The sequence below is a fragment of the Xanthomonas sp. 1678 genome (genome assembly GCF_031455575.1).
Classification (GTDB): Bacteria; Pseudomonadota; Gammaproteobacteria; order Xanthomonadales; family Xanthomonadaceae; genus Xanthomonas_A.
In genome coordinates this window covers 369,242-390,904 of the sequence record NZ_JAVDSZ010000001.1, presented here as the reverse complement: position 1 = coordinate 390,904, position 21,663 = coordinate 369,242, and the positions used below count along the sequence as shown (strand labels likewise).

General features: G+C 70.0%; 17 protein-coding genes. 5 read left to right on the top strand and 12 right to left on the bottom strand.

Annotated features, from left to right (window positions below):
* Nucleotides 1–281: 281 nt before the first annotated feature.
* Nucleotides 282–2,531: a catalase/peroxidase HPI gene (gene katG / locus J2Y70_RS01805; protein ID WP_309912637.1), complete on the top strand. Its 2,250-nt coding sequence runs from the start codon at nt 282–284 to the stop codon at nt 2,529–2,531.
* A gap of 704 nt (nt 2,532–3,235) precedes the next feature.
* Here the strand turns inward: katG and J2Y70_RS01800 are convergent.
* Nucleotides 3,236–3,643 carry an RNA-binding S4 domain-containing protein gene (locus tag J2Y70_RS01800; protein ID WP_309912635.1) on the bottom strand — a complete coding sequence of 136 codons (408 nt, stop codon included), beginning with the start codon at nt 3,641–3,643 and terminating at the stop codon, nt 3,236–3,238.
* Nucleotides 3,644–4,113: 470 nt separating this feature from the next.
* Between J2Y70_RS01800 and J2Y70_RS01795 the strand changes: the two genes are divergently transcribed.
* On the top strand, nt 4,114–5,574 hold the full coding sequence (locus tag J2Y70_RS01795; protein WP_309912633.1) for an MATE family efflux transporter: 1,461 nt from the start codon (nt 4,114–4,116) through the stop codon (nt 5,572–5,574).
* A gap of 450 nt (nt 5,575–6,024) precedes the next feature.
* Here J2Y70_RS01795 and rplS read toward each other — a convergent pair whose 3' ends face one another.
* The 8 genes from rplS to ffh form a co-directional block, all read right to left on the bottom strand.
* The gene (gene rplS / locus J2Y70_RS01790) at nt 6,025–6,441 is read right to left on the bottom strand and encodes a 50S ribosomal protein L19 (RefSeq protein ID WP_003470862.1); all 417 of its coding nucleotides are present in this window, start codon (nt 6,439–6,441) and stop codon (nt 6,025–6,027) included.
* A gap of 131 nt (nt 6,442–6,572) precedes the next feature.
* Nucleotides 6,573–7,355 (bottom strand): tRNA (guanosine(37)-N1)-methyltransferase TrmD, encoded by a 783-nt coding sequence (gene trmD, locus J2Y70_RS01785; protein WP_309912631.1) that lies wholly within the window; start codon nt 7,353–7,355, stop codon nt 6,573–6,575.
* A 75-nt stretch (nt 7,356–7,430) separates the two neighbouring features.
* Entirely contained in the window at nt 7,431–7,943 is a 513-nt protein-coding gene (gene rimM, locus J2Y70_RS01780; RefSeq protein ID WP_185813458.1) for a ribosome maturation factor RimM, read from the bottom strand.
* A gap of 46 nt (nt 7,944–7,989) precedes the next feature.
* The gene (gene rpsP / locus J2Y70_RS01775) at nt 7,990–8,250 is read right to left on the bottom strand and encodes a 30S ribosomal protein S16 (protein WP_039005630.1); all 261 of its coding nucleotides are present in this window, start codon (nt 8,248–8,250) and stop codon (nt 7,990–7,992) included.
* Nucleotides 8,251–8,346: 96 nt separating this feature from the next.
* On the bottom strand, nt 8,347–9,150 hold the full coding sequence (locus J2Y70_RS01770; protein WP_309912627.1) for an aminotransferase class IV family protein: 804 nt from the start codon (nt 9,148–9,150) through the stop codon (nt 8,347–8,349).
* Nucleotides 9,147–10,220, bottom strand: coding sequence for a nitronate monooxygenase (locus J2Y70_RS01765; protein ID WP_309913234.1), 1,074 nt, complete (start codon nt 10,218–10,220; stop codon nt 9,147–9,149). The genes J2Y70_RS01770 and J2Y70_RS01765 overlap by 4 nt, the downstream gene beginning before the upstream one ends.
* Nucleotides 10,221–10,233: 13 nt before the next feature.
* Entirely contained in the window at nt 10,234–11,049 is an 816-nt protein-coding gene (locus tag J2Y70_RS01760) for a DUF2314 domain-containing protein (RefSeq protein ID WP_309912625.1), read from the bottom strand.
* A gap of 149 nt (nt 11,050–11,198) precedes the next feature.
* The gene (gene ffh / locus J2Y70_RS01755) at nt 11,199–12,578 is read right to left on the bottom strand and encodes a signal recognition particle protein (RefSeq protein WP_185824037.1); all 1,380 of its coding nucleotides are present in this window, start codon (nt 12,576–12,578) and stop codon (nt 11,199–11,201) included.
* Nucleotides 12,579–12,827: 249 nt separating this feature from the next.
* Between ffh and J2Y70_RS01750 the strand changes: the two genes are divergently transcribed.
* Nucleotides 12,828–13,622 carry an inner membrane protein YpjD gene (locus tag J2Y70_RS01750; RefSeq protein WP_263397681.1) on the top strand — a complete coding sequence of 265 codons (795 nt, stop codon included), beginning with the start codon at nt 12,828–12,830 and terminating at the stop codon, nt 13,620–13,622.
* A gap of 155 nt (nt 13,623–13,777) precedes the next feature.
* On the opposite strand, the gene J2Y70_RS01745 is transcribed toward J2Y70_RS01750, so the two are convergent.
* Entirely contained in the window at nt 13,778–14,830 is a 1,053-nt protein-coding gene (locus J2Y70_RS01745) for an aldose epimerase family protein (RefSeq protein ID WP_309912620.1), read from the bottom strand.
* A 597-nt stretch (nt 14,831–15,427) separates the two neighbouring features.
* On the opposite strand from J2Y70_RS01745, the gene J2Y70_RS01740 reads away from it, so the two are divergent.
* Nucleotides 15,428–17,020: an alpha-L-arabinofuranosidase C-terminal domain-containing protein gene (locus J2Y70_RS01740; protein ID WP_309912618.1), complete on the top strand. Its 1,593-nt coding sequence runs from the start codon at nt 15,428–15,430 to the stop codon at nt 17,018–17,020.
* Between the two features lie 101 nt (nt 17,021–17,121).
* On the opposite strand, the gene J2Y70_RS01735 is transcribed toward J2Y70_RS01740, so the two are convergent.
* Complete coding sequence (locus tag J2Y70_RS01735) at nt 17,122–17,598, bottom strand: hypothetical protein (RefSeq protein WP_309912616.1); 477 nt, start codon at nt 17,596–17,598, stop codon at nt 17,122–17,124.
* Between the two features lie 128 nt (nt 17,599–17,726).
* A complete protein-coding gene (gene fusA / locus J2Y70_RS01730) occupies nt 17,727–19,790 on the bottom strand; it encodes an elongation factor G (RefSeq protein ID WP_309912614.1) in 2,064 nt (687 codons plus the stop codon).
* 717 nt (nt 19,791–20,507) lie between these two features.
* Here fusA and J2Y70_RS01725 point away from each other — a divergent pair.
* Nucleotides 20,508–21,644 (top strand): DJ-1/PfpI family protein, encoded by a 1,137-nt coding sequence (locus J2Y70_RS01725; protein WP_309912612.1) that lies wholly within the window; start codon nt 20,508–20,510, stop codon nt 21,642–21,644.
* Nucleotides 21,645–21,663: the final 19 nt, after the last annotated feature.

The following is a 21,663-nucleotide window of genomic DNA, read 5'->3' as shown; positions in this document are numbered from 1 at the left end:
TCCCAGACAGCGTGCGCGGCATGCCGCACGCTCGGCACGACGCCGGGCTTCCGATTGCCACACGCTATCGGATCGGTTCAATCAATCAATTTTATAAAGAAAGCGGCGGTCGATAGTCTGCACCTACTGAACCCCAGACCGGGCCACACCCCAGCGCGACGCTTGCCTGTCCTGCCTGCGCCGACACCCACAGCCGCAAACCGCTTTCCACATCCATCTCCATCCCGGCACCGCCCGCCCCACCGGGTGTGCCCCTTGCGCACGTACGAAGGTCCAGACCGATGAACACCGAAGCCAAATGCCCGTTCCACAGCGCCGCCAGCAGCGGCACCACCAACAAGGATTGGTGGCCGCAGCAATTGCGCGTGGACCTGCTCAGCCAGCATTCGTCCAAATCCAACCCGCTGGGCGAGGCGTTCGATTACGCCAAGGCCTTCAACGGTCTCGACCTGCAGGCGCTGAAGCAGGACCTGCATGCGCTGATGACCGAGTCGCAGGACTGGTGGCCGGCCGACTTCGGCCACTACGGCCCGCTGTTCGTGCGCATGGCCTGGCATAGCGCCGGCACCTACCGCACCGGCGACGGCCGTGGCGGCGGCGGTCGCGGCCAGCAACGCTTCGCCCCGCTCAACAGCTGGCCGGACAACGTGAGCCTGGACAAGGCGCGGCGCCTGCTGTGGCCGATCAAGCAGAAGTACGGGCAGGCCATCTCCTGGGCCGACCTGCTGATCCTCACCGGCAACGTCGCGCTGGAATCGATGGGCTTCAAGACCTTCGGTTTCGCCGGCGGCCGCGAAGACACCTGGGAGCCGGACCAGGACGTGTACTGGGGCCGCGAGACCACCTGGCTGGGCGGCGACGTGCGCTATGCGCACGGCTCCGAAGGCGTGGAGAAGGCCGGCGGCGTGCTGGTGTCCGACGACGACGCCGATGGCGACGTGCACACGCGCAACCTGGAAAACCCGCTGGCCGCGGTGCAGATGGGGCTGATCTACGTCAATCCGGAAGGCCCGGACGGCAATCCCGATCCGCTGCTCGCCGCCAAGGACATCCGCGACACCTTCGCGCGCATGGCGATGAACGACGAGGAGACGGTCGCGCTGATCGCCGGCGGCCATACCTTCGGCAAGACCCATGGCGCCGGCCCGGCCGACCACGTCGGCGCCGAGCCGGAGGGCAGCGACCTGGAAGCGCAGGGCCTGGGCTGGCACAACAGCTTCGGCAGCGGCAAGGGCGGCGACACCATCACCAGCGGCCTGGAGGTCACCTGGACCACCACGCCGGCGCAGTGGGGCCACGATTTCTTCGAGCACCTGTTCAAGTTCGAGTGGGAGCTGAGCAAGAGCCCGGCCGGCGCGCACCAGTGGGTGGCGAAGAACGCGCAGGCGCTGATCCCGGACGCGCACGATCCGTCGAAGACGCACCTGCCGACCATGCTCACCACCGACCTGGCGCTGCGCTTCGATCCGGCCTACGCCGCGATCTCGCGCCGTTTCCTGGAGCACCCGGAGCAGTTCGCCGACGCCTTCGCCCGCGCCTGGTTCAAGCTGACCCACCGCGACATGGGCCCGCGCGCGCGCTACCTCGGCCCGGACGTGCCGGCCGAAGTGCTGCTCTGGCAGGACCCGATTCCCGCGCTGGACCATCCGCTGGTCGATGCGCAGGACATCGCCGCGCTCAAGCAACGCATTCTCGACTCCGGTTTGAGCGTCGCGCAGTTGGTGTCGACCGCGTGGGCGTCGGCCTCCACCTTCCGCGGCTCGGACAAGCGCGGCGGCGCCAACGGCGCGCGCATCCGCCTGGCGCCGCAGAAGGACTGGGAAGCGAACCAGCCCGAGCAGCTGGCGCAGGTGCTGGCCACGCTGGAGGACATCCAGGCGCAGTTCAACCGCGCCCAGACCGGCGGCAAGAAGATCTCGCTGGCCGACCTGATCGTGCTGGGCGGCGCCGCCGCGGTCGAGCAGGCGGCGAAGAACGCCGGGCAGACGCTGAGCGTGCCGTTCGCGCCCGGACGCATGGACGCGGCGCAGGAACAGACCGACGTCGACGCGTTCGCGGTGCTGGAACCGGTGGCCGACGGCTTCCGCAACTACCGCAAGCGCCGCTACGCGGTGCCGGCCGAGGCGCTGCTGATCGACAAGGCGCAGTTGCTGACCCTGACCGCGCCGGAGATGACCGTGCTGGTCGGCGGGCTGCGCGTGCTCGGAGCCAACGTCGGGCAATCGGCGCATGGCGTGTTCACCCAACGCCGGGACACGTTGAGCAACGACTTCTTCGTCCATCTGCTGGACATGCGCACGGCATGGACGGCCACGTCCCCGGCCCGCGACGTATTCGAAGGCCGCGACCGCGCCACCGGCGCGCTGCTGTGGACCGCCACCCGCGCCGACCTGGTGTTCGGCTCCAACGCGATCTTGCGTGCGCTGGCCGAGGTGTATGCGGGCGCAGACGCGCAGCAGAAGTTCGTGCAGGACTTCGTCGCCGCGTGGAGCAAGGTGATGGAGCTGGACCGCTTCGATCTGGCGGCGTGAGGTCGATGGCCTGCCCAGTGCATTGGGCAGACTGCTGATCGGTCGAGCCTGCCCAGATGATCTGGGGCAGGTCGGCAGAGACTGCTTCTGCGCTTTGTGACACGCGAAAAACGCCCTGGCTTGCCGGGGCGTTTTTGCGTGAGCGTCGTGGCAGGGATATCCCGACGGTAAGACTGATGCGAAGCTGGATTGTGGAAGTGATTCGGGATGGCCTCAAACCACCTGTCCCGACACTCTCCGATCCCGATCGGTTCACCGCTTCGTTCGTCGCGGCTGAAGCCGCTCCTACAGGGTCTTGCGCGTGCTGGCTGGGTGCATGGTAAGAAGGACTTCAGTTCCGACACGTTCCAACGCCGACAGTCTCACTGCTTCGTCGTCGCGACTGAAGTCGCTCCCACAGGGGATTTGCGATGCACCGACTGGATGCACTGCAGGAGGGGCTTCAGCCCCGACTCTGCCCAAAGCCATTACTCCACCGCCTCGCTTTCCGCGCCCGAAGTCACTTCCATGGCGCAACCGGCGAGCGAAGAGCACCTGGCTTGTTGTGGGAGGAACTGCAGTCCCGACTGCATGCTGATCGGAAGCCCATCGCTTCGCTCGTCGCGACTGAAGTCGCTTCTACCGAGGCGCTCCTGCACGACGGAGCTGCGCGGCTTTTTGTGGGAGGGACTTCAGTCCCGACTGCAGGGTGGCGCTGCGTGCGCCTACAGCGCGTCCAGATCGCCCAGGGCGCGGATCAGGCGCCGCGCGCGCTTGTCCGGTTTGCCGTCGGGGGCCTGGTAGCCGTTGCGTTCGGCGCTGCGTTGCGCGCGCTGTTGCGCGCGCCGTTCGCGCGAGGCCTCGCTTTCCTGATACAGCGTCTGCGCGACGCTGGCCGGGCCGCGGTTGTCGCTGAGCGCCAGCACCTGGATCTCGAACACCTCTTCGCCGCGCTCCACGCGCAACTGCTCGCCCACGCGCACCGCGCGCGAGGATTTCGGGCGCTGCCCAGCCACGTCGACCTTGCCGGTTTCCACCGCCTGCTTGGCCAGGCTGCGGGTCTTGAAGAAGCGTGCGGCCCACAGCCAGACGTCCAGCCTGACCACACTCGGTTGCGCTAGCGGTTCATTCATCGTGCTTACGGGCATCCATCTGTATCTGTCGTTCGTCGGGTCGCTCGCCGGATCACTGCAGCGACGGCGGCGGATGGCAGTGCTGCGGCGCTGGCTGGCCGCCAGGCCGTCGGCGCGCGACGCGAGTGCGCTGGCATCCTCGCCGACCAGGCAATCCAGGCGTTCGCCCGGCCGCAGGTCGGCTTCGTCCCAACGCGCGTTGTCGGCGCACCGGCCAATGCCAATGCCAACGCGCTGCATCCGATTCACTGCAGATTGCGGCGCGGGGGTCGCATTGCAAGCCTCCGAGACGCGGTCGGTGTCGACGGCACCTGCGCCCAGCCTGCACATCCACCACCAGTCCAGGGATCTGCATCCACGCCTACCAGTCTAAGATCTTCGCGGCCGCGCCACATCTGCCACGCGTCGCCTCCCCCAGCCTCGTGCGCAAGTGCTAGTGTGCGCGGCTTCCCGCCCCCTGCAGGCATGCGATGCCCAAGTCCGCCGCGCTCACCGAAGGCCCGATCGGCCGGCAGTTGCTGCTGTTCGCGCTGCCGATCCTGGCCGGCAACATCGCGCAGTCGCTCAATGGCTCGGTCAATGCGATCTGGGTCGGGCGCTACCTCGGCGAGGCGGCGGCGACCGCGGCGGCCAACGCCAACAGCATCATGTTCTTCCTGATCGGCTCGGTGTTCGGCATCGGCATGGCCGCCACCATCCTGATCGGCCAGGCGATGGGCCGCGGCGACGTGGTCCAGGCGCGGCGGGTGCTGGGCACCAGCGCGACCTTCTTCATCGGCATCTCGGTGCTGATCGCGGCCAGCGGCTGGTGGCTGGCGCGGCACCTGCTGGCGGCGATGGGCACGCCTGCCGCCTCGTTGCCGCTGGCCGAGGCCTACCTGCGGGTGATCTTCCTGGCGATGCCGCTGCTGTACGCGTTCGCGTTCCTGTCGGCGGCGCTGCGCGGCGCCGGCGACTCGCGCACGCCGTTCCGCTTCCTGCTGCTGGCGGTGGTGCTGGACATCGGCTTCAATCCGCTGCTGCTGTTCGGATTGGGGCCGTTTCCGAAGCTGGGCATCGCCGGCGCCGCCTGGGCCACGCTGATCGCCCAGGCCATCGCCCTGGCCGGCCTGCTGCTGTACCTGCGGCACAAGCGCCATGTGCTGTGGCTGGGCCGGCAGGACGCGCGGCTGTTCCGCATCGACCCGACCATCCTGCGCGCGCTGGTGGTCAAGGGCGTGCCGATGGGCCTGCAGATGGTGCTGATCTCGCTGGCGATGATCGTGATGATCTCGATGGTCAACGGCTACGGCACCGATACCGCGGCCGCCTACGGCGCGGCGATGCAGCTGTGGACCTACGTGCAGATGCCGGCGATGGCGATCGGCGCGGCCTGTTCGTCGATGGCCGCGCAGAACGTCGGCGCGCAGCGCTGGGACCGGGTCGCGGCGACCGCGCGCCAGGGCGTGCTGTTCAACTTCCTGCTGACCGGCGCGCTGATCGCGCCGCTGATCCTGCTCGACCGCTGGACCCTGGCGCTGTTCCTGCCGCCGCTCAGCCCCGCGCTGGAGATCGCGCGCCACCTCAACCACATCGCGGTGTGGTCGTTCCTGTTCTTCGGCGTGACCTTCGTGATCTCCGGCGTGGTCCGCGCCACCGGCGCGGTGCTCCCGCCGCTGCTGATCCTGGCGCTGGCGCTGTGGGGCATCCGCGTGCCGTTCGCGCAGCTGCTGCAACCGCAATTCGGCGCCGATGCGGTGTGGTGGAGCTTCCCGACCAGTTCGATCTGCGCGATGGCGTTGTCGCTGGCCTATTACCGCTGGGGCAACTGGCGCAAGGCGCAGATGCTGAGCCAGCCGCGCCCGGAGGAAATGGCCCACCCCGCGGAAGTGCCCGCGGCGCCGCCGGCGGCGGTCGCCGATGTGCCGATCGCGCAGGATCCGGCGCGCTGAGCGCTGGCAGTCGCGTTTCGGTCCAGGCGACATCGCCTGTGGATGCATCTTCAGTCGCGGCAGGCCTTCTCGGTAAAGCACGTCGCGACTGAAGTCGCTCCCACATACAGCCTGCGGCAACTCCGGGAAAGCGCTCTCGCTCGCCTCGACCGAAGCGGCATCGAAGAATGCGGTCGGCGCTGGAGCTCGACGCTCTAGCCGCGCGGATGGGTCCGCGGCTTCGCTCGGTCGCGGTTGAAACCGCTCCTACAGGGACTTGCGGCGAGCTGGCTGGGGGCACTGTAGGAGGGGCTTCAGCCCCGACCGGAACCTCCAGCACACATAATGTCCAGCGCAAGCACGGCACATCGAGCGCGCCGCAGCCACCGCGAAATCACCGCATCCGGTCCCACAAACGCAAACGGCCGCCCGAAGGCGGCCGTTGCGGCAGCGACCGAAGTCGCCGGAGTGTTACTCGGCCTTGGCGGCGGCCGCAGCGGCCTGGCGCGCGACCTTGGCCTGCGCAGCGGCGGCCAGATCTTCCTTGATGCGGGCGGCCTTGCCTTCCAGGCCACGCAGGTAGTACAGCTTGCCGGCGCGGACCTTGCCGCGGCGCTTCACTTCGACCGAGTCGATGATGGCGCTGTGGCTCTGGAACACGCGCTCCACGCCGAAGCCGTGGGAGATCTTGCGCACGGTGAACGAGGAGTTCAGGCCGGCGTTCTTGGTGCCGATCACCACGCCTTCGTAGGCCTGGACGCGCTCGCGGTTGCCTTCCTTCACCTTGACGTTGACGACGATGGTGTCGCCCTGGTTGAACTCCGGCAGCTTGCGCTGGATCTGGGCGGCTTCGAAGTCGGCCAGGATGGTCTTGTTGAGCTTGCTCATGGTGGGCACCGCTTGTGTCTGGTGAGGTGGTCCGGCAGTCGCCGCACGGCGATTGCGCGATATACGGATGGGCCGAGCGCAGATGGCTAGGCCGGAAAGCCGGGCATTTTAACCCAGTCGTGCCGCCGTGGCTAGGGCTTGGACGGATTTTCCTGCACGGGCGCCGGATCGGCCTGCAGGCCCTGGCGGAACTCCTCCAGCAGGCGGCGGTCGGCCGTGCTCAGCGCCGCCTCGTCCAGCAGCTCCGGGCGCCGCAGCCAGGTCCGGCCCAGCGCCTGCATGCGCCGCCAGCGCGCGATCGCGGCGTGGTTGCCGGAGCGCAGGATGGCCGGCACCTCGCCCAGCGCGTGCTCGCGCGGATGGGTGTAGTGCGGGCAGTCGAGCAGGCCGTCCGGGCCTTCGAAGCTGTCCTGGGCGGCGGACTCGGCGTCGTTCAGCGCGCCCTCCTGCAGCCGGGTGACCGCATCGACCAGCACCGCCGCGGCCAGCTCGCCGCCGGACAGCACGTAGTCGCCGATCGAGATCTCCTCGTCCACCGCGGCGGCGACGAAGCGCTCGTCCACGCCCTCGTAGCGCCCGCACAGCAGCACCAGCCGCGGCAGCGCCGCCAGCTGACGGGCCTTGGCCTGGGTCAGCGGCACGCCCTGCGGGCTCAGGTAGATCACCGGCGCCGGCTGCGGATCGGCGTCGCGCACCGCCTGCAGGCAGGCCTGCAGCGGCTCGATCATCATCACCATGCCCGGGCCGCCGCCGAACGGGCGGTCGTCCACCTTGCGGTAGCCGCCCGTGGCGTAATCGCGCGGGTTCCAGCCGTGCAGGGCCAGCAGCGCGCGCTCCTGCGCACGGCCGACCACGCCGAACGCGGCGCACTGGGCGACGAATTCGGGGAACAGGCTGATGACGTCGATGCGCATGGTTGGATCGGGACTCGGGACTCGGGACTCGGAGAGCCTAGGCGGCGGTCGGGCCGGCGCAAGCCCCCGGCACCCTCAGAATTCCGGGTCCCAGTCGACCACGATCAGGTTGGCGTCGAAATCCACCGACTTGACGTAGTCCGGCTGCACGAACGGCAGCAGCCGCTCGCGGTCGCCGCGCACCACCAGCACGTCGTTGGCGCCGTTGGAGAACAGGTGCGAGACCTGCCCCAGGGCCACGCCGTCGACAGTGCGCACGTCCAGGCCTTCCAGGTCCACCCAGTAGTATTCGTCGGGCTTGGGCGGCGGCAGGGTGTCGCGCGCCACGTAGATCTCGGTGCCGCGCAGCGCCTCGACCGCATCGCGATCGGTGACGTCGGGCAAGGTGACGACGAGATGCTTGCTGGATTCGCGGCCGCGCACGCCGCTGAGGCTGCTTTCGCTGCCGTCGGGCTTGCGCACGATCCAGGGCTGATAGCGAAAAATGGCGAGGCGCGGCTCGGTCCACGACTCGAGCTTGGCCTCGCCACGTACGCCGAAGGCGCCCAGGATCCTGCCCAGCAGGATACGGCGCTGGCTGTCTTTCATAGGTGCAGAAAACCGAAGGGCCGCGCCGGAGGCGCGGCCCGCAGGATCAGGCCGCGGTGGCCTGGGCCTTGGTCGCTTCGCGGTACAGGTTGCGCACCTTGTCGGTCAGCTGCGCGCCGTTGGAGACCCAATGGTCCACGCGCGGCAGGTCGAGCACGATGCGCGGCTCGGCACCCTGCGCGACCGGGTTGTAGTAGCCCAGGCGCTCGATGTTGCGGCCGTCGCGCGCGCTGCGCACGTCGGTGACGATGATGTGGTAGAAGGGGCGCTTCTTGGCGCCGCCACGGGTAAGGCGAATCTTGACCATGGTTGAGTTTCCGGTGTTGCCCAGTCGCCAGGATGGCGCGGTAAGCCGGCGATTATAGCGGGCGTCCGGAACGCTGCCAAGTCGTCCCTTGTCCCATCAGATCGCTTGCCAGGGCTGCGTCTCGGCGGCTTCGTTCAGCATCCGCAACAACTCGGCGGCCGGCCGCAGCGCCTGCCCGTCGATGGCGGCCAGGGCCTGCTGGCCGCGCGAATTGCAGGCGAATACGGCGTAGTCCCCGGCCAGCAATTCCTGCAGGTGCAGCGGCCGCAGCCGTTGCGCGACGCCGAGCGCGGCCAGGCCGGCCTGCAGCAGCCGCTCCTGGGTGCCGCGCAAGGCCGGCGCCTGCGGCCACACCACGCCCTGCCCGTCCCATGCGCCCAGGTTCCAGATCGAGCCCTCGGCGACCAGGCCCTGCGCGTCGACGAACAGCGCATCGTCGAAGCCGGCCTGCAAGGCCAGCCGTCGCTGATGGAACAGGGCGAAGCTGCCGGCGTGCTTGATCTGCGGCAGCTCGCGCGCGAACGCCACGCTGCGCACCCGCAGCGGCACGGCGTCCGGCAGCGCGGGCGCGGCCAGCGATACCAGCAGCTCCGGCGTACACGCCGCATCGGCGCGACGGACATCGAAATCGCGCGCGAACACGCTGGCCCGCAACGAGGCATCGCCGCTGCCGAACGCGGCCAGCGCCGCGCGTAGCTCGGCACGCACGCGCTCTGCCGGCAGTTCGCTGCCGAACAGCGTGCGCGTGGCGGCGTCGAGCCGCTGCAGATGCAGGTCGAACCCGCGCACCGCGCCGGCGCGGACCTGCATCGTGCTGAAGTGGCCGTAGTTGACCAGCGCCGGCACGGCCAGCGTGGCGGCGCTCGCCGGCCGGCCGTCGCAGAACAGCTGCGCGCTCACAGCAGCGCCTGCGCCTGATCCCACCACGCCCCGACCAATGCCGCCGCCGGCTGCGCCGGCGCCATCCACGCCGACTGCCCGGCCCAGGCCTGCATCGCCGCCAGCCGGTCTTCGCGCACGGCGGCCTGACGCATCGGCGCGGTCAGCCCGCGCTGTACCGGGTACGGGCGCGGTGGCGGCGCGGTCGGTGCGGCCGCGGCGCGCACGTAGTCGGTGGCCAGCCCGCGACCGAGGCGGCCGGAGAAGGCGCGGGTCAACACAGTCTGCTCCGGCTCGGTGCGCGCCAGCGCGTCGGCCCAGGCCGGCGCGAGCGCGGCCTCCGGCGTGCGCAGGAACGCGGTGCCGATCTGCACCGCGCTGGCGCCCAGGGTCAACGCGGCGGCGATGCCGCGGCCATCGGCGATGCCGCCGGCGGCGATCACCGGCACCTCGAGCCGGTCGGCCAGCCGCGGCAGCAGCGCGAACAGGCCGGTCAGCTGCCGCTCGGCACGGGAGGCATCGAACGCGCCGCGGTGGCCGCCGGCCTCCGCGCCCTGCGCGACCACCGCATCGGCGCCGGCCGCCTGCGCCGCCAGCGCCTCGTCCAGGGTGGTGGCGCAGGCGAACCAGGCGATGCCGACCTGCTGCAACTGCGCGACGAAGGCCGGCGGGAACAGGCCCATGATCGACGAGGCCACCGCCGGGCGCGCGGCGAGCACGGCGGCGCATTGCGCGGCGAAATCGGCCGGACCGGCGTCGCCGGCGGCGGCGTCGACCGGCGGCCCCCACTGCGCCAGAAAATCGCGCGTGGCGGCCTCGCCCGCGGCATCGCGCAGCGGCGGCGGATCGGGCACCCACAGGTTGACCTGCGCCGGCCCGGGACTGCCCTGACGGAACGCGTCCATCCAGTCGCCGATGTCCGCGGCCGCCGACAGCACCGCGCCCATCGCGCCCATGCCGCCGGCCTGCGCGACCGCCACCGACAGCGGCACCGGGCAGGCGCCGGCCATCGGCGCCAGCAGGATCGGCGCGCGCAGGCCGAAGCGCTGGCAGAAGTCCGATGCCCGCGCGCGTGTCGCCGAGGACTCCACCGAGCGCCTCACGTCAGGCCACCTGTTGCAGCAGTTGCATGATCCGCGGCCACTGCATCTGCTGCGCCAGGTCCAGCGCCGTGCGTCCCAGCGGGTTGCGCAGCGACGGGTCCGCGCCGTGCTGCAACAGCATCGCCACCGGCTGATAGTTGCCGGCCAGCGCGTCGCGCTGCAGCAGCGTCCAGCCCTGCTCGTCGAGCACGTGCACCGCATCGGGACGGCCGCGCAGGTCTTCGTCGATGCGCGGACCCATGTTCTCGCTCATCGGGTGCTCGCGCAGCGACAGCGCTGCGGCATCGTCCCCGTCGCCGTCGTTGCGGCCGAGCATGCCGGCGAACAGCCCGCGCTTGGGCGCCGGCACCAGCCGCACCTGCCCAGGCGTGCCGAATTCCAGGCCCCAGGCGGCGTCGTGCTCGGCGCGCTCGGCCGCCGACATGCCGCGACGCATCGCGTCGATGGTATAGCCGCCATAGACCTTGCCATCGATGACGTACATCCAGTCCTCCAGCTCCGCGACCGGCGCGGCGACCGCGGCGCCGGCCTGCAACGCAGCGATGTGGTCCGGATCGTTGAGCAGCGTGCCGGAGACGGTGTCCCCGTCGAACTGCACGTCGCCGACCCACATGTGTTCGACCGGCGGCGCGTCGTGGCCGGCGGCATCGGTCGCGAACGCCAGCTTCACCGCCGCCATGTCCAGTCCCGGCACGATGCGCCGGTATTCCCAGGACATCTCGCGCCAGAAGAACTTGAAGGTACCGCGCGCGGCGACGTACGCCGCCTGCATCGCGGCGTCTTCGCCGCCCACGAAATAGGCCGAATCCTCACTCATCGCACTGGTTTCCTCGTTGAGAACAGATCGCCGTCGACGCGGTCGCGGCGCAGCAACGGTTCGCCACGACGCGCCGGGCGCGGGAGCGCAAGGCGCGCAAGGCGCGACCGGGGGCGGAGCGCTGCGCGCATGCGCGCAGCAGGCCAGGCTCAGCGGAACGGCAGGCCGCCGCGGCCGCCCATGCCACCCATCATGCCCTTCATGCCGCGCATCAGGCCCTTCATGCCGCCGCCGGCCATCTTCGACATCATCTTTTCCATTTGCTGGTACTGCTTCATCAGCTTGTTGACGTCGGCCGGCTGGGTGCCGGAGCCGCGCGCGATGCGGGCGCGGCGCGAGCCGTTGAGCAGGGTCGGGTTGCGCCGCTCCTTCTTGGTCATCGAACCGATGATCGCGATCATCCGCGGCACGTCCTTGTTGCCGGCGACCTGCTGCTTGAGGTGCTCGGGGATCTGGCCCATGCCCGGCAGCTTGTCCATCAGCCCGGAAATGCCGCCCATGTTCTGCATCTGCTCGAGCTGGTCGCGCATGTCGTTGAGGTCGAACTTCTTGCCCTTGGCGACCTTCTCGGCGAGCTTCTGCGCCTTGTCCTTGTCGACCTGGTGTTCGACCTGCTCGACCAGCGACAGCACGTCGCCCATGTCCAGGATGCGGCTGGCCAGGCGGTCGGGATGGAACACGTCCAGGCCGTCGGGCTTCTCGCCCACGCCGATGAACTTGATCGGCTTGCCGGTGATGTAGCGCACGCTCAGCGCGGCGCCGCCGCGGGCGTCGCCGTCGGTCTTGGTCAGCACCACGCCGGTCAGCGGCAGCGCTTCGCTGAACGCCTTGGCGGTGTTGGCCGCGTCCTGGCCGGTCATCGCATCGACCACGAACAGGGTTTCGGCCGGATTGATCGCGGCGTGCAGCGCCTTGATCTCGGTCATCATCGCTGCGTCGATGGCGAGGCGGCCGGCGGTGTCGACCAGCAGCACGTCGACGAAGGACTTGCGCGCATCGGCGATTGCGGCACGGACGATGTCCACCGGCTGCTGCGAGGCCTCGGACGGGAAGAACAGCACCCCGACCTGCTCGGCCAGGGTCTTCAGCTGCTCGATCGCCGCCGGACGGTAGACGTCGGCCGAGACCACCATCACTTTCTTCTTGCGCTTTTCCTTCAGGTGCTTGGCCAGCTTGCCGACCGTGGTGGTCTTGCCCGCGCCCTGCAGGCCGGCCATCAGCACGATCGCCGGCGCCGGCACGTTGAGGTTGAGGTCGCTGGCGGCCGAGCCCATCACCGTGGTCAGCTCGTCGCGCACGACCTTGATCAGCGCCTGGCCCGGGGTCAGGCTCTTGAGCACTTCCTGGCCGACCGCGCGCACCTTGATGCGCTCGATCAGCGCCTGCACCACCGGCAGCGCGACGTCGGCCTCGAGCAGCGCGATGCGCACTTCGCGGGTGGCTTCGCGGATGTTCTCCTCGGTCAGGCGGCCGCGGCCGCGCAGGCGCTGCATGGTGCCGGAGAGGCGTTGGGTGAGGGATTCGAACATGCGGGCGGGTCGCAGACGGGAAACGGTCGTCGATTATAGCCGCGCCGGCCGGCGATCCCGGAGACGGCGGCCCGCCCCGGCGCCGGCGCGCCAGGCCGGCGCCCGACCTGGCGCCACTGGCCGAAGGCGCCCTCTTCGTGACGCCGATGCCGCAGGCGCGCAGCGCACGCCGTGGACGCGGCGCCGGCAGGCGCGTCCAGCCAACCGGCCGCAAACACCAGCCCTGGCCCGATATGCGAAACTGGCGCGATGCTCCTGGTCCTCGTCGCCACCCTGCTGTACCTCACCGCCACCGGCCTGCTGGTCGGCTCGGTGGTGCGCGATCGGGTCGAGCGCAGCCGCGGCTGGCTGTGGGCGGCGTTGCCGGCGGTGGCGCTGCATGCCGGCTACCACGTGCAGGTGGCGCTGCACACCGCTGGCGGGCCGGACATGCACTTCTTCGCCGCGCTGTCGCTGGTCAGCCTGGGCATGGCGCTGATGACCGCGCTGGTCGGCGCCAGCGGACGCATGGCGGCACTGGGCGTGGTGGTGTTCCCGCTGTCGGCGGCGCTGCTGCTGGCCTACCACTCGCACGGCCACGAACCGGCGCCGATGCTGGACTGGCGGCTGCAGCTGCATGCGTGGATGGCGCTGCTGGCCTACGCCACGCTGGGCATCGCCGCGCTGCTGGCGGTGATGCTGTGGCTGCAGGAGCGCGCGCTGCGGCGACGCGACTTCCACCCGTGGCTGCGCGCGCTGCCGCCGCTAACCGCGCTGGAGACGCTGCTGTTCCGTACCATCGTGGTCGGCTTCATCCTGCTGACCCTGACCCTGCTGACCGGGGTGCTGTTCGTGCAGGATTTCCTGGCACAGCGGCTGGTGCAGAAGACCGTGCTCAGCGTGCTGTCGTGGATCGTGTTCGGCGCGCTGCTGTTCGGCCGCTGGCGCTACGGCTGGCGCGGGATCAAGGCGGTGCACTGGACCCTGGCGGCGATGCTGTTGCTGCTGCTGGCGTTCTTCGGCAGCAAGTTCGTGATCGAACTGGTGCTCGGGCATCCGCAGTAACGATTGCGGGTTGGCCTTCGCGATGCCAATGCATCCCCTGTAGGAGCGGCTTCAGCCGCGACACCGGCGCCGAGGAAATGTCGGCTGCGGAAACACTCTGTCGCGGCTGAAGCCGCTCCTACAGGAATCGCGATTCTGCCGGAGCCCTGTATCGCTCAATCGGCCAGCGCCGCCTCCACCGCGTCCCAGTCGGCATCCGCGCCGACCTCGGCGAAGCGGTATTCGATGCGGTGCCGGTAGACCTGCCCGGGACGCAGGATGGTGTCGGGGAAGCCGGGCTGGTTCGGTGCGTCCGGATAGCCTTGCGGCTCCAGGCACACGCCGCGGCCCAGGCCCGGATGCTGGCGGTCCAGCCAGTGCCCTTCGTACAGCTGCAGCGCAGGCATCGCACTGGCGATGCGCATGGCCACGCCGCTGTGCGGCGAATACAGCACGGCGCTGCAGTCGCGCGGCTCGGCCAGCACCAGACAATGGTCGTAGCCGCCGCTCAGGCGCAGCTGCGGATCGGCCGCGTTGTCCTTGTCGGCGACCGCGCGCGGCGCGCGGAAGTCGAACGGCGTGCCGGCCACGCTGGCGATCTCGCCGCTCGGCAGCAGCGCCGCGTCGCTCACCGGCAGGTAGCGATCCGCCGGCACCCGCAGCCGCTGTGCGGCGGCAGCCACGCCGCGGTCGCCGGCCAGGTTGAAGTACGGATGGTGGGTGAGATTGAGCGGGGTCGGCGCGTCGGTCTGCGCGGCGAACTGCAGCTCCAGGGTGCGGCCGTGCAGGGTGAACTCGGCGCTGACCCGCACGGTGCCCGGATAGCCCTCCTCGCCGGCCGGCGAGTCGTACCCCAGCTGCAGGCTGTTCTCAGACTGCGCCTGGACCGACCACACCCGGCGCCCGAATCCGAGCGCGCCGCCATGCAGGTGGTTGGCGCCCTCGTTGGCGGTGACCGCGTAGCGCTGGCCGTCGACGTTGAACGCCGACCCGGCGATGCGGTTGCCGAAGCGGCCGACCAGCACCCCCAGGTAGGCCGGATCGTGCAGGTAGGCGTCCAGCGTCGGCAGCCCGAGCACCAGTTCGGTGCGGCCTTGCGCGGTGTCCAGGCTGAGGCTGCGCAGCACGCCGCCGTAGGTCAGCAATTCCGCGCGCAGGCCTTCGCCGCTGTCCAGGACCAGGCGGTGGATGGCGGTACCGTCGGGAAGCTGGCCGAAGATCGATGACATGCGGGAAGTCCTGGTTGGGTGCGGTGGGCGGATGCGTTTTTCGCACGGGCCGCGCAGCATAACCAGCGCAGCCGGTCGCAAGCCATCGCCGCGAAGCACCGCAGCGATGCACTACCAAGCCACGCTGCGCTCACGATTGCACGATGCCGCGAAGAGCGTGCCGTGCAACACAGAATGCCTGGATCTGCGGCATCGCATCATTGCAATCCCCGTATCGATTCGCCCATTTAAATCATTGGTCGGCCATCCGCCCCTCCCCTATCTTCGATCTGCGCATCGGGGAGCGCCACGGCAGCAGCAATGCGCATCGGCTATAGCAGCGAGGATTTACGTCATTGGTCGTACCGCACCGGCCCGCCTATGCTCGAACCGATACCGGGACCCGCGATCGGCCGCCGTGCCACTGCATCCCCACCGATCACAAGGACTGCGATCTGCGCCGATACCGCCACCTGCCGCGCCCCGCTACCGGCGATGCCGCTGGTGGCCATGTTCGTACCACCTTGCGACGTCCCGCCGCCGCATGCGGTCATGCTCGCTCCCACCGACACGGTGCCTGTACCCGCGCCGTCATCCCATCCGCCTAGGAGACCCTCGATGCTCTCGACCCGCTCACTGAAGAACGCCGCACTGCGCTGGCGGCACCGCCTGCCGCTGGCAGTCGCCGTGGCCGCGCTGACGCTCGGCGCCGGCCTGGCGCAGGCCGCCGACGTCGAGGTGCGGGGCACGCTGCGTGCCGACCAGCCGGGCCCGCAAGTCTCGCGCAACCTGTTCGGCCAGTTCGCCGAACACCTGGGCACCGGCATCTACGGCGGCGTATGGGTCGGGCCGGACTCGAAGATCCCCAACACCCGCGGCTACCGCAACGACGTGGTCGCGGCGCTGAAGGCGCTGGAGGTACCCAACATCCGCTGGCCCGGCGGCTGCTTCGCCGACGAATACCACTGGCGCGACGGCATCGGCCCGCGCGCCAAGCGCCCGATCAGCATCAACAGCCACTGGGGCGGCGTCGAGGAGCCCAACAGCTTCGGCACCCACGAATTCATGGACTTCACCGAGCTGGTCGGCACCCAGGCCTACGTGGCCGGCAACGTCGGCGACGCCGCGCCGGACGAAATGGCGCAGTGGGTCGAGTACATGACCGCGCCGACCAAGTCCACGCTGGCCAACCAGCGCCGCGGCAACGGCCGCGATGCGCCGTGGAAGGTGCCGTTCTTCGGCGTCGGCAACGAACTGTGGGGCTGCGGCGGCAACATGCGCGTGGAATACGCCGCCGACGTGTATCGCCGCTACCAGACCTTCGTCAAGGCGCCGGCCGGGCAGAAGATCATGAAGATCGCGCCCGGCCCCAGCGATGCCGACTACCACTGGACCGAGGTGATGATGCGCGAGGCCACCAAGTTCATGGACGGGCTGAGCATGCACTACTACACCATCCCCGGCGGCTGGCCGCCGCGCGCCTCCTCCACCGATTTCGACGAGACCGCGTGGATCGAGACGCTGTCGCGCACGCTGCTGATGGACGAACTGATCAGCAAGCACAGCGCGATCATGGACAAGTACGACCCGGACAAGAGGGTCGCGCTGGTGGTCGACGAATGGGGCACTTGGTACAGCGGCCTGCCCAACGTCAACCCGGGCTTCCTGCGCCAGCAGAACACGCTGCGCGACGCGCTGGTGGCCTCGCTCAACCTGGACATCTTCGTCCAGCACGCCGAGCGCGTGCGCATGGCCAACATCGCGCAGATGATCAACGTGCTGCAGGCGATGATCCTCACCGACGGCGACAAGATGCTGCTGACCCCGACCTACCACGTGTTCGCGATGTACAAGCCGTACCAGGACGCGACCGCGCTGCCACTGCAGATCAAGACGCCCGACTACAAGCACGGCGAGTACACGGTGCCGTCGGTGCACGGCTCGGCGGTCAAGGCGAAGGACGGCCACGTCTACGTGGCGCTGACCAACCTCGATCCGAGCCGCGCCGCGGACGTCGAGGTCAAGGTGGATGGCGTCCAGGCTGGCAGCGTCAGCGGCCATATCCTCACCGCGCCGAAGATCACCGCGCTCAACACCTTCGAACAGCCGCAGGCGGTGAAGCCGGCCGCGTTCGGCGGCGCCAGCCTGCAGGGCGGCACGCTGAAGGTGGCGCTGCCGGCCAAGGCGATCGTGATGCTGAAACTGCAATAGTCGGCGGACGCCGTCGCGCCATCCCCTCCCGCTGCAGGCGCGGGCAGGTCGTCCGCACCACGCCGACGCAGGTCGGCGTGGTTTTTTTGCGCCTGCGCCCGCTAGTCCCGCGCTTCGGACAGCAGCGCGAACAGCGAGTCGCCGTCCGGCGAGATCAGGTCGCTGACCGCCCAGCAGCCGTTGCCGCGGCGCCGCAGTTCGATCTTCAGCGAACCCGGCTCGCTAGCCGCGCCCAGTGCCAGCCGGTAGTCCACGCGGACCTCGAGCACGGTGGCCAGCGAGCCGCCGGACACCAGGGTGAAGCGCGGCTTGCCCTGGATGTCGCCGTCCTGCGCATTGGTCCAGGGGTCGTAGTCCAGGCGGCAGATGCCCTCGCGCTCGGCGCAGGCGATCTCGGCCTTGACCGCGTGGGCGAAGGCCGGCGTCAGCAACCCGTCGAGGTTCTGCGGCCGCCAATAGAAATCGCGTGCCTGGTACAGCCGCTCGGCCACCTGCAGCGGCGTCGCGCACGGCGGCGCCTGCGCCGCGGCGAGCGCCGGCAGCACGGCGAGAATGGCAACGGCAACGAGTCGGCGCATGCACGATTCCTGGATCGGAGGGCGCCTATGAAGCCCGGATCGCGGCCCGCGCGCAAGCGCCGGGCAAAAAAAAGGAGCCGGCGAACCGGCTCCTCGATCACGTGCAATGCCTTCCGCTGGCGGGCGGTCTACGCCGCCCTGACCGCTTCGTAGCCGTCGAAGGTCATGCTCGCCGACGCGCGTCCCTGGGTCAGCGAACGCAACGCGGTGGTGTAGGCCTGCAACTGCGCCAGCGGCGCATGCGCAACCACGTCCGCGCGCGTGCCGTGCTCGGCGATCGCCACGACGCGTCCGTCGCGCCGCTGCAGGTCGCCGAGCACGTCGCCGACGCTGGCCGCCGGGGTGTCGATCGCCAGCGCCATCACCGGCTCCAGCAGCAGCGTGCCGGCCTGCGCCAGCGCCGCCTTCACCGCCTCCGACGCCGCGCGCTGGAACGCCATGTCCGACGAGTCCACCGCATGCGCCTGGCCATCGACCAGCGCGACCTCCACGCCGACCACCGGGTAGCCGAGCGGGCCTTGCGCCAGCGCCGCGCGCACGCCCTTCTCGGTCGCGGCGACGAAGGCCTTCGGCACCACGCCGCCGCGGCTGCGGTCCACGAACACGACCTCGCCGTCCGCGCGCGGCACCAGGTCCAGCACCACCTGCGCGAACTGGCCATGGCCGCCGTTCTGCTTGGACAGCCGCCCGACCACGCCGGCCGCCGCCGCACGCAGCGTTTCCTGGTAGGCGACGCGCGGCGCGCCGGTGCGCACGTCCACGTGCCACTCGCTGCGCAGGCGCTCCACCATCACCTCCAGGTGCAGCTCGCCCATGCCCCAGACCAGGGTTTCGCCGGTCTCGGCATCGCTGTCGACGCGGAACGAGGGATCCTCCTGCGCCAGCCGCGCCAGTCCCTGCCCCATCCGCACCAGTTCCGCGGCATTGGTCGCGCCCAGCCGCCACGCCAGCACCGGCGGCTGCGTGCGGATGCTTTCCAGCACCCAGCGCGCATCGCCGCCGCTGAGCGTTTCGCCGCTGGCCGCGTCCTTCCAGCCGAGGATGGCCACGATCTCGCCGGCAACCGCCTGCGTCACGTCGTGGGTGCGCTGCGCCTGCACCACCGCCAGCCGCCCGACCCGGCGCATGCGCCGCGCCTGCGACGTCCACACCGTGTCGCCGACGCGCAAGCTGCCCGCATACACGCGCACGAACGCCAGCGGCCCCTGCGCGGTATGCGCGACCTTGAACACCAGCGCCGCCAGCGGGCCGGACGGATCCGGCGCCAGTTGCGTGGCGTGCGCGGCATCCGTGCCACTGGCGTCGTCGATGTCGCGCGTCGCCGGCACCGGCGGGCGGTCCAGCGGCGACGGCAGCCAGTCGACGATCGCGTCCAGCAACGGCTCGATGCCCTTGCTCTTGAACGCCGAGCCGGCCAGTACCGGCACGCCGGCACCGGCCAGGGTGGCGCGACGCAGCGCGGCGCGCAGCGTGTCGTCGTCGATCGCCTGCTCTTCCAGATAGGCCTGGGCCAGCGCGTCGTCGTGGTCGGCGACCGCGGCGATCAACTGCTCGCGCGCCTCGGCGAACGCGGCAGCGTCGTCCGTCGTCCACGCACGCGCGGACATGCGTCCATCGCCGTCCCACACCAGCACGCGGCGGCCGACCAGGTCGACCCAGCCGTCGAGGCCGGACTCGCCCGGCAGCGGCACGCCGACCGCCCACACCGTGGCGTCGAGCTTGCTGCGCAGTTGTGCCAGCACGCCCTCGAACGAGGCACCGGCGCGGTCCATCTTGTTGACGAACGCGAGCAGCGGCACGCCGTGCCGGCGCGCCTGGCGCCACACGGTTTCCGATTGCGGCTGCACGCCGTCGACCGCGGAGAACACCGCGACCGCGCCGTCGAGCACGCGCAGCGAGCGTTCCACCTCGATCGCGAAATCGATGTGCCCGGGGGTGTCGATCAGGGTCAACCGATGCGCCGGCTGCCCGCGCGCGGACCACTGCGCCTGCACCGCGGCCGCGCCGATGGTGATGCCGCGGGCGCGTTCGATGTCGGAGAAGTCGGTGGTGGCGGCACCGTCGTGGACTTCGCCGACGCGATGGATCGCGCCGGTGGCCCACAGCAGGCGTTCGGTGAGGGTGGTCTTGCCGGCGTCGATGTGGGCGATGATGCCGAGGTTGCGCCAGCGGGAAAGGGTTTGGGTGTTCATGAGATGTTCCAGTGCCAACAAGGGGGAGGCCGCATGCCCCGGTTGGCGCGTGGGCATGCGGCTAGGGTTTCGGTTCGGCGGCGTAGTGCATGGCACGTTCTCCTTCGCGTTTCGGAGGTGGGACAGCTGGAAAAAGGCAATAAAAAAGCACCCATCGGGTGCTTGTCTGCGCGGATCGGCGGCGGCGGAGCGCTACGGCTCGGCGTTGTCCATCCCATCAGGCAGGCGCACCCGGCCTGCGCTGGTGCGCAGGGCGTTGGTCGGCAATATCAGCAGCGGCGCGTGCGACATGGGAGGGCGGGCGATACGGTGGATGAGGGCGCAAGTCTGGACCTGCACCGCAGGCGGGTCAATGCATTCGGCGCCACGCCGCTGGAACACTCCGGCGCGGCGCGTGCAACGACGCGCCTGCCGCTTGCCAGTATTGCCGCGGCGCGCGTCAGGCGGCCATGATCGGCCGGCTGCGCTGGCGGCGGTCCTCGATCAGAACGCAGCATGTCGATGTCCATCCCCGCCCTTGTCGGCCAACGCGCATGTCGCGGTCGCGCTTGCTGCCCGGATGCGCGAACACCGCGCTGCAGCCGGCATGGGCGACAGCCGTAAGGGAAAGAGTTCCGGCCCCTTGCTTCCCTTCTTGGCAGAAAATGAAGGAAGATCGACCTTTAAGCCAAGCGTGAATCCCGAGACAGTGGGACCCCGACCACACCGGATCTCACCATGTCGCAACATCCCCGTCTCCGCTTCGGCATCGCCCTTCTCGCCGTCGCCGGCCTCTTCGCTGTGTGCGGGTCGATTGCCGCCGCCGGTTCCCCGGCGACACCGCAGCCAGAGAATGCTCGGGTGACGGGCTTGCCTATCGTCCACATCCGCAAGCATCCGGACGCGCTCCCCGTGGTGGCCGTGGTCGCCCAGGACACGACCGTGCTGTCGGACTTCGTCGTGCCATACGGCGTGCTCGCGCAATCCGGCGCGGCAACCGTGATCGCCCTGAACATGACGGACCACCCGTTGAAGGCTGGCCCGCTCACGCTGTTGCCCGACATGACCGTTGCCGCGTTCGACAAGGCCTACCCCGAGGGCGCCGACTACGTGATCGTACCGGCGACAGCGGACAAGCACGCCGAGGAAACGATCTGGTTGCGGGCGCAACGCACGCACGGCGCCGCATTGGTGTCGATCTGCGACGGCGTCGAGCTGCTGGCGGAGATCGGCGCGCTCGACGGTCGCCACGCCACGGGCCACTGGGCCTCGCTGGGCGATCGTCGCAAGCATTACCCGCAGGTCACCTGGCTGACGAACCTGCGCTATGTGGCCGACGGCGACGTCGCCTCGAGCGCCGGGGTCTCTGCCGCGCTGCCGATCAGCCTTGCGCTGGTCGAGACGATCGCGGGGCCGCAAACGGCGCGCGCGACCGCCGACCGCCTGGGCGTTGCGTCATGGGAAGCCGCACACGACAGCGACATGTTCAAGGTTCTGCCGACGGACCGGGCGACGCACCGCGCCAACATGCGCGTCAAGCGCGAAGATGTGGTGGCGCTGCAGGTGCGAGACGGTGACGACGAGGTGGCGCTGTCGCTGCACGCCGAGGCATGGTCGCGCACGATGCGCAACGAAGTAAGCCTTGTCTCAGACACGGCCGGCACGGTACAGCTGCGCGGCGGCCTGCGCGTGCAGGCACAGGCGACGTCGTCCTCGACTCCGGACGTGCGCATCGTAGTGGCCGAGGCTGCCTCTGCCGGCACCGCGCTCCCTGCCGCGTTTGATCTGATCGCCCAGCGCTATGGCAGCGGCACCGCGCGTCTGTCCGCGCTCGGCATGGAGTATCCGTGGGGCGACCTGAAGGCAGCACGGTGACCTTCGCGCTCCCCTCCCT

What these genes read in the sequence shown, in the direction of transcription:
- J2Y70_RS01795 (WP_309912633.1), top strand. Translation starts at nt 4,114, where the DNA reads ATGCCCAAGTCCGCCGCGCTCACCGAAGGCCCGATCGGCCGGCAGTTG.
- fusA (WP_309912614.1), bottom strand. Translation starts at nt 19,790, where the DNA reads ATGAACACCCAAACCCTTTCCCGCTGGCGCAACCTCGGCATCATCGCC.
- trmD (WP_309912631.1), bottom strand. Translation starts at nt 7,355, where the DNA reads ATGCGCATCGACGTCATCAGCCTGTTCCCCGAATTCGTCGCCCAGTGC.
- J2Y70_RS01745 (WP_309912620.1), bottom strand. Translation starts at nt 14,830, where the DNA reads ATGTCATCGATCTTCGGCCAGCTTCCCGACGGTACCGCCATCCACCGC.
- J2Y70_RS01735 (WP_309912616.1), bottom strand. Translation starts at nt 17,598, where the DNA reads ATGCGCCGACTCGTTGCCGTTGCCATTCTCGCCGTGCTGCCGGCGCTC.
- J2Y70_RS01725 (WP_309912612.1), top strand. Translation starts at nt 20,508, where the DNA reads ATGTCGCAACATCCCCGTCTCCGCTTCGGCATCGCCCTTCTCGCCGTC.
- rpsP (WP_039005630.1), bottom strand. Translation starts at nt 8,250, where the DNA reads ATGGTCAAGATTCGCCTTACCCGTGGCGGCGCCAAGAAGCGCCCCTTC.
- ffh (WP_185824037.1), bottom strand. Translation starts at nt 12,578, where the DNA reads ATGTTCGAATCCCTCACCCAACGCCTCTCCGGCACCATGCAGCGCCTG.
- J2Y70_RS01760 (WP_309912625.1), bottom strand. Translation starts at nt 11,049, where the DNA reads ATGAGTGAGGATTCGGCCTATTTCGTGGGCGGCGAAGACGCCGCGATG.
- J2Y70_RS01750 (WP_263397681.1), top strand. Translation starts at nt 12,828, where the DNA reads ATGCTCCTGGTCCTCGTCGCCACCCTGCTGTACCTCACCGCCACCGGC.
- J2Y70_RS01740 (WP_309912618.1), top strand. Translation starts at nt 15,428, where the DNA reads ATGCTCTCGACCCGCTCACTGAAGAACGCCGCACTGCGCTGGCGGCAC.
- rimM (WP_185813458.1), bottom strand. Translation starts at nt 7,943, where the DNA reads ATGAAAGACAGCCAGCGCCGTATCCTGCTGGGCAGGATCCTGGGCGCC.
- J2Y70_RS01800 (WP_309912635.1), bottom strand. Translation starts at nt 3,643, where the DNA reads ATGAATGAACCGCTAGCGCAACCGAGTGTGGTCAGGCTGGACGTCTGG.
- rplS (WP_003470862.1), bottom strand. Translation starts at nt 6,441, where the DNA reads ATGAGCAAGCTCAACAAGACCATCCTGGCCGACTTCGAAGCCGCCCAG.
- katG (WP_309912637.1), top strand. Translation starts at nt 282, where the DNA reads ATGAACACCGAAGCCAAATGCCCGTTCCACAGCGCCGCCAGCAGCGGC.